Genomic DNA, 16197 nt, shown 5'->3' with positions numbered 1-16197 from the left:
CTCCCCGTCCCGCCGACGCCCAGGACTCCATCCCCGTCCCGCCGACGCCCAGGACTCCATCCCCGTCCCGCCGACGCCCAGGACTCCATCCCCGTCCCGCCGACGCCCAGGACTCCATCCCCGTCCAGCCGACGCCCAGGACCCCGTCCCCGTCCCGCCGACGCCTAGGACTCCGTCCCCTTCCCGCCCCGCTCACCGTCCGGAGTGCCGCCGGTGCCCTCGGGGGCGCCGTCCCGGCCCTCGGACGGCCGGCCCGCGAACTTGTCCCGGAGCCTGCCGCCCACGTCGCCCACGCCGCCGGCGAGGTCGCCGACCAGCTTCATCAGCGGGTCCTTGCTGGTCCGCACCGACTCCGCGTAGTGCGAGGCCGACTGGCGGAACGAGTCCGACACCGAGGTGTCCTTGTCGTCCTCGCGCTTCGGGTAGTGCCCGTCCATGATCCGCTGGTGGTCGCGGCTCTCCGCCCACTTCTTCAGCTCGGCGGCCCGCACGGTCGTGAAGGGGTGCGTGCGCGGCAGCATGTTGAGGATCTTCAGCACCGAGTCGCGCAGGTCGCCGCCCGCCTCGTACTCCTCGGCCTGCGCCAGGAAGGCGTCCACGTTCATCTCGTGCAGGTGGTGGCCGCCCGCCAGCTTCATCAGGCCCCGCATCGAGGCCTGGAGGTCCTGCCCTACCAGCAGCCCGGCCCGGTCGGCCGACAGCTCCGACTTGCGGAACCACTCGCGGAGCCCGGTCACCAGCGCCATCACGGTGATGTTGCCCAGCGGGATCCACGCCACCCGCATCGCCAGGTTCGTCAGGAACAGCAGGATCGTGCGGTACACCGCGTGCCCCGACAGGGCGTGGCCCACCTCGTGCCCGACGACCGCCCGCATCTCCTCCTCGTCGAGCAGCTCCACCAGGGAGGTGGACACGACGATGATCGGCTCGTCCAGGCCGATGCACATGGCGTTCGGGTTCGGGTCCTGCTGCACGTACATCTGGGGGACCTTCTCCAGGTCCAGGATGTAACAGGCGTCCAGCAGCATCCGGTGCAGGTGCGGGAACTGCGTCTCGCCCACCCGCACCGTGTCGGACAGGAACAGCAGCCGCAGGCTCCGCTCCGGCAGCAGCCCGCTCAGCGCCTTGAAGACGGTGTCGAACCCGCTCAGCTTCCGCAGCGCCACCAGCGCGGAACGGTCGGCCGGATGCTCGTACGCCCGTGACGAGATGCCCGGGAAACGCCTCCGGTCACGCGCCGGAAGCTTCTCGAACCCGGTGTCGCTCATCGCTCTTCCCCCTCGGTCGGACCTGCCACTGCCCCCTCAACGCATGAGTCGGCGTGAGCGTGCCCGGGGCGCCCGCTTACGATGTGGGCGACGTCTCAGCCCACACGATAGGTACCTGCCTGATGAGCCTCCTGAGCACCGCCCACGACCTGGTCGTCCTCGCCTCCGAGGGCGGCGAGCAGCACGGCGGCAACCACGACAGCCTCAACCCGTACCTGACCGGCGGCGGCGCCCTCTTCATCCTGCTGCTGATGCTGTGGGTCACCACCCGCCTGAACCGCGACCGCTGAGCCGCGGACACCGGGTCGCGCCCCCCGGGGCCGACACCACCGGGTCGGGCCGCTCCACCGGGCCAGTAGGCTCTGCACGCATGGGAGAGCAGGAAATGCCTACCGGTCCGGTCAAGCGCCGGCTCGGAGTGATGGGCGGGACGTTCGATCCGGTCCACCACGGACACCTCGTGGCCGCCAGTGAGGTGGCCGCGCTGTTCCACCTCGACGAGGTGGTCTTCGTGCCGACCGGCGAGCCGTGGCAGAAGTCGCAGCGGGCGGTCTCGCCCGCCGAGGACCGCTACCTGATGACGGTCATCGCCACGGCCTCGAACCCGCAGTTCTCGGTCAGCCGCATCGACATCGACCGCGGCGGTCCGACGTACACCATCGACACCCTGCGGGACCTGCGCGCCCTCAACACGGACGCGGACCTGTTCTTCATCACCGGCGCCGACGCGCTCGCGCAGATCCTCACCTGGCGCGACGCCGAGGAGCTCTTCTCGCTGGCCCATTTCATCGGCGTCACGCGCCCCGGCCACATACTGACCGACGACGGTCTGCCCGAGGGGAAGGTCTCGCTGGTGGAAGTGCCCGCCCTCGCGATCTCCTCCACGGACTGCCGTCAGCGGGTGGCCGCCGGCGACCCCGTCTGGTACCTGGTGCCGGACGGCGTGGTGCGCTACATCGACAAGCGTGAGCTGTACCGGGGCGCCTGAGGTTCCGGAGAGAGAGGGGCACCGGTGAACGACCGCCAGGACCCGTACGGCCGGTACGACAGGTACGACGGACACTCCGAGGACTCAGCACCGGAACAGCAGCTCATCGGCTACGACGCCTATGGGCAGCCGGTGTACGGACCGGTGTCCCCCGCGCCCGGGCAGCAGTACGAGGCGTACGGGTACGGCTACGACGCGTACGGCCGCCCCACGGCGCCCCCGCAGCAGCCTGCCCAGGGCTACGACGCGTACGGCGGCCAGACCGGCCAGTATCCCGCGCAGGGGTACGCGTACGACACGGGCACCGGCCAGTACCCGGTGGCCGACCCGGCCTCCACCGGCCAGTACCCCGCGTACGACACGGGCCAGTACCCGGCCTACGGCCAGGGCGGGCAGACCGGCCGGGCCCCGGCGGCGGAGGAGGCCGCGGCCACCGGGCAGTTCCCGGCGGTCGGCACCGGGCAGTTCCCGGCGGTCGACACCACCGCCCAGTGGATCCCGCAGCAGGCACCAGCGCCCGAGGCGGCCCCCGAGCCCCCGGAGGGTTTTCCGGAGGCGCCCCAGGTGCCCGGGCAGCGCCGGGAGGCCCCCGACTACCGCACCGAGCAGTTCGCCTTCCTGGAGGAGCCCGACGAGGACTCCGAGGACGTCATCGACTGGCTCAAGTTCACCGAGAGCCGCACCGAGCGCCGCGAGGAGGCCAAACGCCGCGGCCGCAACCGCGTGGTCGTCCTCATCGTCGCCCTGGCCCTCTTCGTCGCCGGCGGCCTCGGCTACCTCTGGTACGCCGGCAAGCTCCCGTTCCTCGGCGACGCGCCCGGCACCAACGGGGCCGCGGTCGCCGGCCCCCAGAAGCGCGACATGATCGTCGTGCACCTGCACGACCTCAAGGGCGGCACCTCCACCGCCCTCCTCGTGGACAACGTCACCACCAAGCGCGGCGCCACCGTCCTGCTGCCCAACGCCACCGCCGTCACCTCCGACGACGGCACCGGCACCACCCTCGGCAAGTCCGTGGACGAGGACGGCCTCGGCGGCACCCGCGAGTCCCTGGACACCCTCCTCGGCACCCGCATCGAAGGCACCTGGCGGCTGGACACCCCGTACCTGGAGCTGCTGGTCGACAACCTCGGCGGCATCGAGGTCGACACCGACACCGCCGTGCCGGCCGACGCCAAGGCCAAGACCCCGGCCGTCGGCAAGGGCCAGAAGCAGAGCCTCAGCGGCGCCATGGCGGTCGCCTACGCCACGTACCGGGCGCCCGGCGAGCCGGAGACCCGGCAGCTGGAGCGGTTCGGCACGGTGCTCTACGGCACCCTGCGGAAGATCCCCGGCGACGAGCAGTCCGCGACGGTCGCCGTCGAGACCCTCGCCCAGATCATGGACCCGTCCCTCACCGAGAAGGACCTGGGCTCCTCGCTCGCCAAGATCGGCGAGCACGCGAAGGTCGGGGACTACACGACGAAGGTCGTGCCGGTGAAGGACGACGGCAGCCTGACCGACGCCGCGGTGAACTCCGTGGTCAAGGAGCTGCTCGGCGGCGCGTTCAAGGCCCCGGCGGCCAACGCCGCCCCGCGGGTGGGCCTGAAGGACGCCTCCGGGAACGCCAAGACCGCCACGGACGCCCGCGCGGCCCTGGTCAACGGCGGCTACACCTTCGTCGACGGCGGCAAGGCCGACGCCACGCGGGAGACCACCCAGGTCACGTACGCCGACGACGCCCAGAAGGCCAAGGCCCTGGAGGTCGCCAAGACCCTCGGGCTCAAGGAGACGGCCGTGAAGAAGGCCCCGGCGGCGGTCAACGCGGACGTCGTGGTCCTGCTGGGAACGGACTTCAAGAAGCCCTGAGCAGGCGCAGGAGGCAGGCGGCGCCCGGGCCCCGAGGGGGGTCCGGGCACGTCCTGAGCAGCCGGGACGACCGGCCGGGCGGTTGTTCGCGAGCGGTGTCGGCGGTACATGAGACCCTTGAAGTGATTTGCCACCCGACCCGAAAGCATGGCCAGTGACCGCCACGGACCGCTCCATCGAGCTCATCAACGTCGCCGCCCAGGCGGCTGCGGACAAGCTCGCGCACGACATCATCGCCTACGACGTCAGCGACGTGCTGTCGATCACCGATGCCTTCCTGCTCGCCTCCGCGCCGAGCGACCGCCAGGTCAAGTCCATCGTCGACGAGATCGAGGAGAAGCTCCTGAAGGAGCTCGGCGCCAAGCCGGTCCGCCGTGAGGGCGACCGCGACGCGCGCTGGATCCTGCTCGACTACGTCGACATCGTCGTGCACGTGCAGCACAGCGAGGAGCGGGTCTTCTACGCGCTGGAGCGCCTGTGGAAGGACTGCCCCGAGATCGAACTGCCCGAGGACGCCAAGCAGACCAAGGGCAAGGCCGAGGAGCACGCCAAGCTGCGCGAGGCGCAGGGCGACGACGACCTGGACGGTGATCTGTTCTGAGCACTCCCAAGACCGGCCGCAAGATCGTCCTGTGGCGGCACGGCCAGACCTCGTGGAACCTGGAGCGCCGCTTTCAGGGCTCCACGGACATCGAGCTGACCGAGACCGGCGTGGCCCAGGCCCGCCGGGCCGCCCGGCTGCTCGCCTCGCTGAAGCCGGACGCCATCGTGGCCTCCGACCTCAAGCGGGCGGCGGCCACGGCCGCCGAGCTCGCCGCGGTCACCGGCCTGACCGTGTCCCACGACGCGGACCTGCGGGAGACGTACGCCGGTGAGTGGCAGGGCCTGACGCACGACGAGATCCTCGCGAAGTACGGCGAGCAGTACGCGGCGTGGAAGCGCGGCGAGCCCGTCCGGCGCGGCGGCGGCGAACTGGAGACCGAGGTCGCCGACCGCGCGGCCCCGGTGGTGCTCCGGCACGCCGCCCAGCTGGGCGAGAGCGGCACGCTGGTCGTGGTCAGCCACGGCGGGACGATCCGCACGACCATCGGCCGGCTGCTCGGCTGGGAGTCGTACTACTGGGAGAGCCTCGGCGGGCTCTCCAACTGCTGCTGGTCGGTCCTGGGCGAGGGCGCGCGCGGCTGGCGCCTGCTGGAGCACAACGCGGGCACGCTGCCCGAGCCCGTGCTCGGCGACGACGACTGACCCGACGGCCACGGCCCCCGGGGGCGCCTCGCGAGGAGCTCCCGGCGGCCACCGGCCGGCCACCGGCCGGCGCCGCGGAAGGCCTGGTGGGGGCCTCGTGGGGGCCGTTCGGGCCCGGATTTCGTTTCTGGGAGATCGCAGGCTAGAGTTCTTCTTGTCCGCAGCGGAGAGCACCGGAAACGGAGCGAGGAAGCGGCGGGACACGGCAAGGGGCTATAGCTCAGTTGGTAGAGCGCTTGCATGGCATGCAAGAGGTCAGGAGTTCAATTCTCCTTAGCTCCACAATCAGGATCCCGTCCCCAACAGGGGGCGGGATCCTTGCTTTTGTACCCCGGAACCCCGCGACGGGGACCGGGCCTCCGGACCGACCGGACATTCGGGGCTGACCAGCCGTGTGACGGCATGGCAGAATCGGACGGCCGGAGGGGGAGACGACGGCCCGAACGGGAGGGAGTCGCTGACGGATGGGTGCACACCGGCGGCGGTGCGACTGGTGCGACAACGGAACGCCGATCGTCCGGGACATGGACCCGGTCAATCCCGACTACCAGTACTGGTGCGAGGAATGCGCACGGGCGCTGATCATAAAAGGCGACCCGATCGAGACCTATCGCGAGCTGGAGGGGGAGCCGATCTACGGCCGCCTGCTCGACGAGCACTGCACCCTCAAGCGCTTCTACTCGTTCGCCAGAGCGTGACCGGCGCGGCGAACGGGGGACGCGTGGCGGGCAGTCCGGCGTCGATGACCGCATCCCGACGGCCCCCATCGCGGAACATCCACCCCCAAAAGGGGCATCTCGCGGCCCTGCTGGAGAGCGATTTTTGGACTGGGGCCAGGACCGTGTAATGTTTGGGACGTCGCCAAGGGGAACGGCAAGGGAAACCGGCCGGGAGCCAAGGCGGCGAAGCAGGGCAAGGGGCTATAGCTCAGTTGGTAGAGCGCTTGCATGGCATGCAAGAGGTCAGGAGTTCAATTCTCCTTAGCTCCACAGTGAAGAAGCGGGCCACCCGGATCGGGTGGCCCGCTTCTCGTTCTGTGGTCAACCGTGCGGCCGTCGTAACGGCTGCGGTACCCTGATGCCATGCGTGCCGTACGCCTTCTGCTTACCGAGCCGCGCTGAACAGCCCCGACCGGTGGGGCCGTCCCGGATGGACGGCGGCCAGGTCGGCCTCGGCGCGGCGTCCCCTCCTGTGCGAGGGGTTTTTTCGTTTGGTGGCGCGGAACCCACGGCAGAGACGATCGATGGAGCTTCAAGGATCATGAGCGAGACGAATTCCCCGGCCCCCGAGGCGGCCGAGGCGCACCGTTACACGGCCGCCCTGGCTGCCGACATCGAGGCACGCTGGCAGGACGCCTGGGACGCCCAGGGGACCTACGAGGCCCCGAACCCCACCGGCGACCTCGCGGGGGACCCGGCGGTCGTCGCGCGGCCCAAGAAGTTCATCATGGACATGTTCCCGTACCCCTCGGGCGCCGGCCTGCACGTCGGCCACCCCCTGGGCTACATCGCCACCGACGTGTTCGCCCGCCACCAGCGCATGACCGGGCACAACGTCCTGCACACGCTGGGCTTCGACGCCTTCGGCCTGCCCGCCGAGCAGTACGCGGTGCAGACCGGCACGCACCCTCGCGTGTCCACCGAGGCGAACATCGAGAACATGAAGAAGCAGCTGCGCCGGCTGGGCCTGGGCCACGACAAGCGCCGCTCCTTCGCCACGATCGACCCGGACTACTACAAGTGGACGCAGTGGATCTTCCTGCAGATCTACAACTCCTGGTACGACGCGGACGCGGGGAAGGCCCGCCCGATCGACGAGCTGGTCGCCGAGTTCGAGGCCGGCACGCGTGAGGTTCCCGGGGGCCGGGCCTGGTCCGAGCTGACCGCCGCCGAGCGCTCCGACGTCCTGGGCGGGTACCGCCTGGCCTACTCCTCCGACGCGCCCGTCAACTGGTGCCCCGGGCTGGGCACCGTACTGGCCAACGAGGAGGTCACCGCCGACGGCCGGTCCGAGCGCGGCAACTTCCCGGTCTTCAAGGCCCGCCTGAGCCAGTGGAACATGCGCATCACCGCCTACGCGGACCGGCTGCTGGACGACCTGGACGAGCTGGACTGGCCCGAGGCCATCAAGCTGCAGCAGCGCAACTGGATCGGCCGTTCCGAGGGCGCCCGTGTCGACTTCGCGCTGGGCGACCAGGCCGTGACGGTCTTCACCACCCGCCCCGACACCCTGTTCGGCGCCACGTACATGGTGCTGGCGCCCGAGCACCCGCTGGTCGAGGCGTTCGTCCCGGCCGCCTGGCCCGAGGGCACCAAGGAGAAGTGGACCGGCGGGCACGCCACCCCGGCCGAGGCCGTCGCCGCCTACCGCGCCTTCTCCGCCGCCAAGTCCGACGTCGAGCGGCAGGCCGACGCCAAGGAGAAGACCGGCGTCTTCACCGGCGAGTTCGCCGTCAACCCGGTCAGCGGCGAGCAGGTCCCGGTCTTCATCGCCGACTACGTCCTGATGGGCTACGGCACGGGCGCGATCATGGCCGTCCCCGCCCACGACTCCCGCGACTTCGAGTTCGCCCGCGCGTTCGACCTGCCGATGCGCTGCGTCGTGCAGCCCTCGGACGACCGCGGCACCGACCCCGCCACCTGGGACGACGCCTTCGTCTCGTACGACGCGAAGCTGGTCAACTCCGCCGGCGCCGGGATCTCCCTGGACGGCCTGGGCGTGGTGGAGGCCAAGGCCGTCATCACCGAGTGGCTGACCGAGCGCGGCATCGGCGAGGGCACCGTCAACTTCCGCCTGCGCGACTGGCTGTTCAGCCGCCAGCGCTACTGGGGCGAGCCCTTCCCGATCGTCTACGACGAGGACGGCGTCGCGCACGCCCTGCCCGAGTCGATGCTGCCGCTGGAGCTGCCGGAGGTCGACGACTACTCGCCGCGCACCTTCGAGCCCGACGACGCCGCCTCCAAGCCGGAGACGCCGCTGTCGCGCGCCGAGGAGTGGGTCCACGTCGAGCTGGACCTGGGCGACGGCCCGAAGTCCTACCGGCGCGAGACCAACACCATGCCGAACTGGGCCGGCTCCTGCTGGTACGAGCTGCGCTACCTGGACCCGAACAACTCCTCGGCCCTGGTGGACCCGGAGATCGAGCAGTACTGGATGGGCCCGCGCGAGGGCGCGCCGCACGGCGGCGTCGACCTGTACGTCGGCGGTGCCGAGCACGCGGTGCTGCACCTGCTGTACGCCCGCTTCTGGTCCAAGGTGCTGTTCGACCTGGGGCACGTGTCCTCGGCCGAGCCGTTCCACAAGCTCTTCAACCAGGGCATGATCCAGGCGTACGCCTACACGGACGCGCGCGGCGTGTACGTGCCGGCCGCCGAGGTCGAGGAGCGCGACGGCGGGTACTTCCACGAGGGCCGCCCGGTCAAGCGCGAGCACGGCAAGATGGGCAAGTCCCTGAAGAACGCCGTCACCCCGGACGAGATCTGCACCGAGTACGGCGCCGACACGCTGCGCCTGTACGAGATGGCGATGGGCCCGCTGGACGTCTCCCGGCCGTGGGACACCCGCGCCGTCGTCGGCCAGTACCGCCTGCTGCAGCGCCTGTGGCGCAACATCGTCGACGAGGAGACGGGCGCCGTCACGGTCGTCGACGGCGAGCCGGACGAGGCCACGCTGCGCGCCCTGCACAAGGCGATCGACGGGGCCGGCGGCGACATGGCCGGGCTGCGCTTCAACACCGCCATCGCCAAGATCACCGAGCTGAACAACTTCCTGACGAAGGCGGGCCGGCCGCTGGAGCGGTCGGTCGCCGAGCGGCTGGTCCTGCTGATCGCGCCGCTGGCCCCGCACATCGCCGAGGAGCTGTGGCACCGGCTGGGCCACGCGGAGTCGGTCGTCCACCAGGACTTCCCGGTGGCCGACCCGGCGTACGTCGTGGACGAGACCGTGACCTGCGTCGTGCAGATCAAGGGCAAGGTCAAGGCGCGCCTGGAGGTGTCGCCGTCGATCTCCGACGACGACCTGGAGAAGCTGGCGCTGGCCGACGACGCGGTCGTGGCGGCCCTGGGCGGCGCGGAGATCCGCAAGGTGATCGTGCGTGCGCCGAAGCTGGTGAACATCGTCGTCTGAGGCGGACGGCGCCGTGTGCGTGGTGCCGGTGGCCTTCCCGGGGAGGTCTCCGGGGTGACGCCGACCGTCTCAGGGTGATCCCGTACGGGCAGGTTGGGGGTTCGATTGGAACCCTCGGCCTGCCCGTTCCGTTTACCGTGGAGTTGACGGCAGTACCGGCGGTGCCGGCGGTGCCGCGCCCGGTACCGGCAGCACGGCAGGGGAAGGGACTCTCTGATGGAGGCCGCGTTGATCATCTTCGTTCTGTTGGTGTTCCTCGCCTTCGTGGGCCTGGGGGCGTACGCCACGGTCAAGGCGGTCGGTGCGGCCAAGCGGGGCGTGGACCGTACGCTGACGCAGGCCCGCCGCACCGTCGAGGACACCACCCTCCGGGCCAAGAGCCTGGGCGGCGGCGGTGTCGTGGGCGCCCTGGCCCAGCTGCGGCTGGACCTGCGCACGTCGATGCGGGCCACTCAGACGGCGCTGCACGAGGGGGTCAGGCAGGACGGCTCGCTGTCGGAGTCGATCGCGCTCTTCGAGCGGCTCAGTGCCCACGGGTACGAGCTGGACGGCGAGCTGCGGCGGCTGGAGCAGGAGCCGGACAAGGCGAAGATCGCCGAGCGGCTGCCGGACCTGCGGGAGCGCACGCGGAAGATCACCCAGTCCGCCGACTCCCTGCGCTGGGCCGCCCGTGACCGTGCGCGCCGGTTCGCCGACGACGACCTGACGAGCCTGACCGGCGAGATCGCCATGGAATCCGACGCCCTCCGCGACTGGTCGCGGGCGCCGTCCGCGTCGCCGTGGGGCGACGATCCGGCCGGTGCCGGGGGTGTGGGGTATCCGGGTGCGGCGGGGACGGGCGCGGGTGCGGCCGGTTCGGGTGCGGGTGCTGGTGCTGGTGCTGGTTCGGGTGCTGGTGTCGGTGCGGGTGGTGGGTCGGAGGGGGCTTCGGCTGCGGCACCGGCTGCGGCTCCGAAGCCGCTGGACGCTCCGCCTGCGGCGACGCCGTACCCCTGGCAGAAGCAGGCCCGGCCGGAGACCACGGCCTGAGCCAGAGCGCTGTGGGGGCGGCGGAGTGGACAGGGGGGCCTGGCAGACCACCCCTTAGGGGGTGCGGGTGCCGTCGGCTGGGGCATGCGGGTGCCGTCGGCGAGTGCGACGGCGGCCGCGAGGGTCGCCACGGTGCGGTCCCGTACGGGCCCCGGCTGCCGGGAGGGCACGCGGCCCGGTAACCTCCCGCTCATGTCCCGCCATGTCGCGATCGTCACGGATTCCACGGCCTACCTGCCCCCACCGGCGATGCGGCGCCACCACATCACCGCCGTGCCCCTGACGGTGGTCCTCGGCGACCAGGCCCTGGAGGAGGGCACGGAGATCTCCGCCCGCTCCCTCGCCCTGGCCCTCCAGAAGCGCCGTCCGGTGACGACCTCCCGGCCGAGCCCTGAGGAGTTCGTCCGGACCTACCAGGAGGCCGCCGACGCCGGGGCCACGGCCATCGTCTCGCTCCACCTCTCCTCCGAGTTCTCCGGCACGTACGACGCCGCCGTGCTCGCCGCCAAGACCGCGCCCGTGCCCGTCCGGGTCGTCGACACCGGCATGGTCGCGATGGCGCTCGGCTTCTGCGCCCTGGCGGCCGCCGAGGCAGCCGAGGCGGGCGGGTCCGTCGACGACGCCGTGGCCGCCGCCGAGAAGCGTGCCGCGGGTATGTCGGCCTTCTTCTACGTCGACACCCTCGACTACCTCCGCCGCGGCGGCCGCATCGGCGCCGCGCAGGCCCTGCTCGGCTCCGCGCTCGCGGTCAAGCCGCTGCTGCAGCTCGACGGCGGCCGCATCGAGATGCTGGAGAAGGTCCGCACCGCGTCCAAGGCCATCGCCCGCCTGGAAGAGCTGGCCGTGGAGCGCGCCGGCAGCGGCAGCGTGGACATCGCGGTGCACCACCTCGCCGCACCGGAGCGGGCCGAGAAGCTCGCCGCGCACCTGCGCGAACGCGTTCCCGCCCTCGGCGAGCTGCACGTCAGCGAGGTCGGGGCGGTCATCGGGGCGCACACCGGCCCGGGGCTGCTCGCGGCGGTGATCGCGCCCCGCTGAGGGGGCGCGGTGTCGGCTGCCGGCGTCTCACTCTTGTGGGTGGCGGAGTTGTCCACAAGTGCGGGGATATCCACGGAAGTGCGGGTGTCCGGCCCGCAACTTTCTTTTCTGGCTAACGTCTTGTGGCATGACTCTTCGAACGTCCGTAGCCACCACCGTCTCCCGTTCCACCAGCGGCCCCGGGCGCGCCCGGGGCTCCGACAGCCGCTCCCGGCGGCGCCGGGCCGCTGCCGCCTTGGATGCCGAGGCCGCCCGGCGCCGCGCCGAGGCGCTGTTCGGTGTGCAGGTCGCGCCGGGGGGTGAGGCGGGTCCGTTGCCAGGGGCCTTACCGCCGCCCGAGCCGGGGCAGCCGGAGCCGGAGCGGCCCGATCCGGTACGGCCCGATCCGGTACGGCCCGGGGCGGTACGGCCCGGGGCGGGGCAGCCGGAGCCGGAGCCGAGGGCGGGGGTGGTTGAGCCCGTGCCGGCCGGGTCGGTGGTGGGCGGGGCGCGGCCGCTGCCGTTGTACGAGCGGATGCGGGAGCGACTGCCGGTGTGGGTGCAGTTGCGGTGCGGGCTGGAGCCGAGGGCGCTCGCCGCCGTCGCCGTGGTGCTGGTCGGGGCCGTGGGGTTCGCCGCCACGCAGTTGTGGTCCGGGCGGCCCGATGCCGTGGCGGCCCCCGAGATCACCGCGGTCGCCCCGTCCGCGCCCCGGCCGGAGCCCTCCCGGGTCGTGGTCGACGTGTCGGGGAAGGTCCGGGTGCCGGGGGTGCGGCGACTGCCCGCCGGGGCACGGGTCGAGGACGCCCTGGCCGCCGCCGGGGGAGTGCGGCCCGGCGCGGACACCTCCGGGCTCAACCGGGCGCGGGTGCTGGTGGACGGCGAGCAGGTGCTGGTCGGGGTGACCGGGCCACCGCCGGCCCCGGGTGCTGTCGCGGTGACCGGAGCGGCCGGGCCCGCCGCCCCGGTCAGCCTCAACACCGCCACCGTGGAGCAGCTCGACGGCCTGCCGGGTGTCGGACCCGTGCTGGCCCAGCACATCGTCGACTTCCGTACCGCGCGGGGCGGCTTCCGCTCGGTGGAGGACCTCCGCCAGGTGAACGGCATCGGGGAGCGCCGCTTCGCCGACCTGCGGGCCCTGGTGCGGCCGTGAGCGGCGCGGTGGTTCTGCCGGACGCGGAGCTGCGGGGCGGGGCCGGGGAGCCGGAGCGGGAGGGCCCGTCGGACCTCCGGCTGGTCGGGCCCGCCCTGGGGGCCTGGGGCGCGGCGGCCCTCGCGCTCGGGATGCCGGGCGGGTGGACGGCGGTCGGGGTGGCGGCCGCTCTGGTGCTGGGCGGTGTGCTGCTGGCCCGGGGCGCCGGGGGAGGAGCGGTGTGGCGGCTCGGGGCGACCGCGGTGGCCGGGGTGCTGCTGTGCGGGGCCGCCGGGGGCGCGGTCGCGGGGCTGCGGGCCGCCGAGGCGCGGGCGGGTCCGGTGCCGGAGCTGGCCCGCGGACACGTCCGGGTGGTGGCGGAGCTGACGGTCACCTCCGATCCCCGGCGGACCAGGACCGGGCCGCCCTCCGTGCTGCTGGACGCGGAGCTGACCCGGGTGACCGGACCCGACGGCAAGGTGACCCGGGCCGGCACGCCGGTGCTGGTCGTGGCCCGGCACGAGGGCTGGACGCGGTTGCTGCCCTCGACCCGGGTGCGGGCCGTGGTGCGGCTGGCGCCCGCGCGGGAGGCCGGGGAGCGGGCCGTGGCGGTGGCGCGGGCGGGGAGGGGGGCCGCTCCCGAGGTGACCGGGGGGCCGAGCCGGCTCCAGCGTGCGGCCGGTGCGCTGCGGGCCGGGCTGCGCGAGGCCACCGACGGACTGGCGCCGGACGCGCGGGCGCTGCTGCCCGGACTGGTCGTCGGGGACACCTCCCGGGTGCCGCCGGACCTGCACGAGGCGTTCCGGGCCACCGACCTGGTCCACCTGCTCGCCGTGTCCGGCTCCAACCTCACGGTGGTGCTGTTCCTGCTCATCGGGCCGCCGGGCCGGGCGTTGCGGGCCGAGCGGGGCGGGCTGGCGCCCCGGCTGGGACTGTCCCTCCGCGGGACCGCGCTCTGCGGTGCGGGGCTGACCCTCGCCTTCGTCGTGGTGTGCCGGCCCGACCCGAGCGTGCTGCGGGCCGCGGCCTGCGGTGCGGTGACACTGCTCGCGATCGGTACCGGGCGCCGCAGGTCGCTGGTCCCGGCGCTGGCCGCCGCGGTGCTGCTGCTGGTCCTCTGGGACCCGTGGCTGGCGCGCAGTCCGGGGTTCCTGCTGTCCGTGCTGGCCACCGGGGCACTGCTGGTGCTGGCTCCGCGGTGGAGCGCCGCGCTGCGGCGGCGAGGGGTGCCGGGCAGGCTCGCCGAGGTGCTGGCGGCGGCTGCGGCGGCCCAGGCCGTGTGCGCCCCGGTGGTGGCGATGCTGGCCGCCCGGGTGAGCCTGGTGGCGGTGCCGTGCAACCTGCTGGCCGAGCTCGCGGCGGGGCCGGCGACCGTGCTGGGCTTCGCGGCGCTGGCGGCGGCTCCCGTGGCCATGCCGGTCGCGGAGGCGCTGGCCTGGTGCGCCGGGGTGCCCGCCGGGTGGATCGCCGGGGTGGCCCGGACGGGTGCGGCGCTGCCGGGGGCCGAGGCCGGCTGGCCGGGCGGGGTGGGCGGCGGGCTGCTGCTGGCCCTGGTGACCTCGGCGGCGGTGTTGGTGGCGGGCCGGGCGCGGTGGCGGTGGTGGGCCGGGGTGCCGGTCGCGCTGGTCCTCGTACTGGCGGTGCTGCGGCCGGTGCCGGTGACGCGGGTGCTCACCGGGTGGCCGCCACCGGACTGGCGGTACGTGCAGTGCCCGGTGGGGCAGGGCGATGCCGGGGTCCTCGCGGTCGGCCCGGGTACGGCCGTGGTGGTGGACGCCGGGCCGGAGCCGGGGCCGGTGGACCGCTGTCTGCGCGAGCTGTCCGTCACCCGGGTCCCGCTGGTGCTGCTGACGCACTTCCACGCCGACCACGTGGGCGGCCTGGCCGGGGTGCTGCGGGGGCGGGCCGTGGGCGTCGTGCGGACCACGGCGTACGAGGAGCCGCGGGAGCAGGCCGCGTTCGTGCGGCGGACCGCCGCCGCGGCCGGGGTTCCGGTGGCCCGGGTGTGGGCGGGGGAGCGTGCGGGCGTGGGGGCGGTGCGGTGGGAGGTGCTGTGGCCGCCCGAGGGCGAGCCGCCTTCGGGGAGCCCCAACGACGCGAGCGTGGTGCTGCTGGTGCGCGCCGGCGGGGTCAGCCTGCTGCTCCCGGGCGATCTCGAACCGGCCGCCCAGAGCGCGCTGCTGACCGCCCGTCCGGAGCTGGGGCCGGTGGACGTGCTCAAGGTCGCCCACCACGGCTCGGCGCACCAGGACCCCGCCCTGCTGGAGCGGCTGCGCCCGCGCCTGGCACTGGTCCCGGTGGGGGAGAACCGCTACGGCCACCCCGCCCCCGGCACGATGGCGGCCCTGCGGAGGTCCGGGGCGGCCGTCCTGCGGACGGACGAGGACGGGGCGGTGGCGGTGCTCGGGACGGGGCCGCGGCTCCGGGCCGTGGTCTCCGGGAACCGATGGGGTGTCAGGAGGCGTCCGCTACGGATGCGTGACAGCGGGTCGGGGAACAGCAGCCGGTCACCGCGCCCTTACAAGGGGCGTCGGGTGCGGGCGAGGCCATACCGGGCGGCATCATTCTGTTTGCCCCACACCCGACAGCATGATCGAATGCCTCTTCGCCAGAAGGGCGTCAATCCATACAGCACGGGGGTGCTCCACACATGTTCGGTCGCCGACGGGGGCTTGAGACGGCCGGAAGTTCCAGTTCGACCCAGCTCGCGACGCTGGAGGTCCCGCCGTCCGCGGGGCTGCTCAGCGTCCGGGTGCTCGACCCGGGCCAACAGCCGGTCCGGCAGGCCGTATTCGAGGTCACCGACCCGATAGGCCGCCGCGTCGTGACCGGCGAGAGCGATCCGTACGGCGGCTTCCTCGCCACCGTGCCGGAGGGCGAGTACCGGATCGCCGTCACCGCGGAGGGCTACGCGCCGTACCACGGGTCGACGCTGCTGGTGGCGGGCGGTCAGCCGGGGCCCGGCGACATCGTGCTGGAGCCGGTGGACCCGCCGCTCCTCCCGGAGCCCGGGCACTGGGAACTCGACCCCGGCCACTCGGCGGTCTGCTTCACGGCGGGGCACATCGGACTGGCCCGGATCCGGGGCCGGTTCAACACGTTCGCGGGGGCGGTGCGCATCGCCGACCGCATGGAGAACTCCTCCATGCATGTGATCATCGACGCGGCGGGCATCGACACCGGGGTCCGCATGCGGGACGACCACCTTCGCTCGGCGGACTTCCTCGACGCGGCGCGCTACCCGACCATCGAGTTCTACAGCGAGCGGTTCATCCACCGGGGCGGCAGCCGCTGGGCGGTGGCGGGGGCGCTGACCCTGCACGGCGTGAGCCGTTCGGTGACCCTCGACACGGAGTACCTCGGCGTGGGCACGGGCATGGAGGGCGAGACCAGGGCCGCCTGCCGGGCGACGACCGAACTCCACCGCGAGGACTTCACGCTGACCTGGCAGTCGATGCTGGCCCGCGGGATAGCTGCGGTCGGCTCCAGCGTCGCCGTGGACCTCGACGTCCAGATCGTCCGCAAGAACTGACCCCGGCCGGGGC

Annotated in this window: 13 protein-coding genes and 2 tRNA genes; 14 read left to right on the top strand and 1 reads right to left on the bottom strand. The window is 73.1% G+C overall.

Annotation, left to right across the window (positions count from 1 at the left end):
• Positions 1–164 precede the first annotated feature (164 nt).
• The gene (locus ACIQUQ_RS33160) at positions 165–1268 is read right to left on the bottom strand and encodes a M48 family metallopeptidase (RefSeq protein WP_403983504.1); all 1104 of its coding nucleotides are present in this window, start codon (positions 1266–1268) and stop codon (positions 165–167) included.
• A gap of 122 nt (positions 1269–1390) precedes the next feature.
• Here ACIQUQ_RS33160 and ACIQUQ_RS33155 point away from each other — a divergent pair, with 122 nt between their 5' ends.
• From ACIQUQ_RS33155 to ACIQUQ_RS33090, 14 genes are all read left to right on the top strand, one after another.
• The gene (locus ACIQUQ_RS33155) at positions 1391–1558 is read left to right on the top strand and encodes a hypothetical protein (RefSeq protein WP_399956930.1); all 168 of its coding nucleotides are present in this window, start codon (positions 1391–1393) and stop codon (positions 1556–1558) included.
• 80 nt (positions 1559–1638) lie between these two features.
• A complete protein-coding gene (gene nadD / locus ACIQUQ_RS33150) occupies positions 1639–2256 on the top strand; it encodes a nicotinate-nucleotide adenylyltransferase (protein WP_399956927.1) in 618 nt (205 codons plus the stop codon).
• 24 nt (positions 2257–2280) lie between these two features.
• A complete protein-coding gene (locus ACIQUQ_RS33145) occupies positions 2281–4104 on the top strand; it encodes a LytR C-terminal domain-containing protein (RefSeq protein ID WP_403983502.1) in 1824 nt (607 codons plus the stop codon).
• 154 nt (positions 4105–4258) lie between these two features.
• A complete protein-coding gene (rsfS, locus tag ACIQUQ_RS33140) occupies positions 4259–4705 on the top strand; it encodes a ribosome silencing factor (RefSeq protein WP_399956921.1) in 447 nt (148 codons plus the stop codon).
• Entirely contained in the window at positions 4702–5349 is a 648-nt protein-coding gene (locus ACIQUQ_RS33135) for a histidine phosphatase family protein (RefSeq protein WP_403983526.1), read from the top strand. The genes rsfS and ACIQUQ_RS33135 overlap by 4 nt, the downstream gene beginning before the upstream one ends.
• A 209-nt stretch (positions 5350–5558) precedes the next feature.
• A tRNA-Ala gene (locus tag ACIQUQ_RS33130) sits at positions 5559–5631 on the top strand.
• 182 nt (positions 5632–5813) lie between these two features.
• Positions 5814–6047 carry a hypothetical protein gene (locus tag ACIQUQ_RS33125; protein WP_219665244.1) on the top strand — a complete coding sequence of 78 codons (234 nt, stop codon included), beginning with the start codon at positions 5814–5816 and terminating at the stop codon, positions 6045–6047.
• A 218-nt stretch (positions 6048–6265) separates the two neighbouring features.
• Positions 6266–6338: transfer RNA gene (locus ACIQUQ_RS33120), tRNA-Ala, on the top strand.
• A 271-nt stretch (positions 6339–6609) separates the two neighbouring features.
• A complete protein-coding gene (leuS, locus tag ACIQUQ_RS33115) occupies positions 6610–9474 on the top strand; it encodes a leucine--tRNA ligase (RefSeq protein ID WP_403983500.1) in 2865 nt (954 codons plus the stop codon).
• Between the two features lie 216 nt (positions 9475–9690).
• Complete coding sequence (locus tag ACIQUQ_RS33110) at positions 9691–10503, top strand: hypothetical protein (protein WP_403983498.1); 813 nt, start codon at positions 9691–9693, stop codon at positions 10501–10503.
• A gap of 192 nt (positions 10504–10695) precedes the next feature.
• The gene (locus ACIQUQ_RS33105; protein ID WP_403983496.1) at positions 10696–11541 is read left to right on the top strand and encodes a DegV family protein; all 846 of its coding nucleotides are present in this window, start codon (positions 10696–10698) and stop codon (positions 11539–11541) included.
• Between the two features lie 448 nt (positions 11542–11989).
• Entirely contained in the window at positions 11990–12673 is a 684-nt protein-coding gene (locus ACIQUQ_RS33100; protein WP_403983494.1) for a helix-hairpin-helix domain-containing protein, read from the top strand.
• Positions 12670–15465: a ComEC/Rec2 family competence protein gene (locus ACIQUQ_RS33095; protein ID WP_403983492.1), complete on the top strand. Its 2796-nt coding sequence runs from the start codon at positions 12670–12672 to the stop codon at positions 15463–15465. Before ACIQUQ_RS33100 ends, ACIQUQ_RS33095 begins: the two co-directional genes overlap by 4 nt.
• Complete coding sequence (locus tag ACIQUQ_RS33090; RefSeq protein ID WP_403983524.1) at positions 15366–16184, top strand: YceI family protein; 819 nt, start codon at positions 15366–15368, stop codon at positions 16182–16184. Before ACIQUQ_RS33095 ends, ACIQUQ_RS33090 begins: the two co-directional genes overlap by 100 nt.
• The last annotated feature ends 13 nt before the right edge of the window (positions 16185–16197 follow it).

The organism is Streptomyces sp. NPDC101118, assembly GCF_044759445.1.
GTDB lineage: Bacteria > Actinomycetota > Actinomycetes > Streptomycetales > Streptomycetaceae > Streptomyces.
Note: the sequence above shows the minus strand (reverse complement) of the source record. Positions and strands in the feature narration are given on the sequence as shown.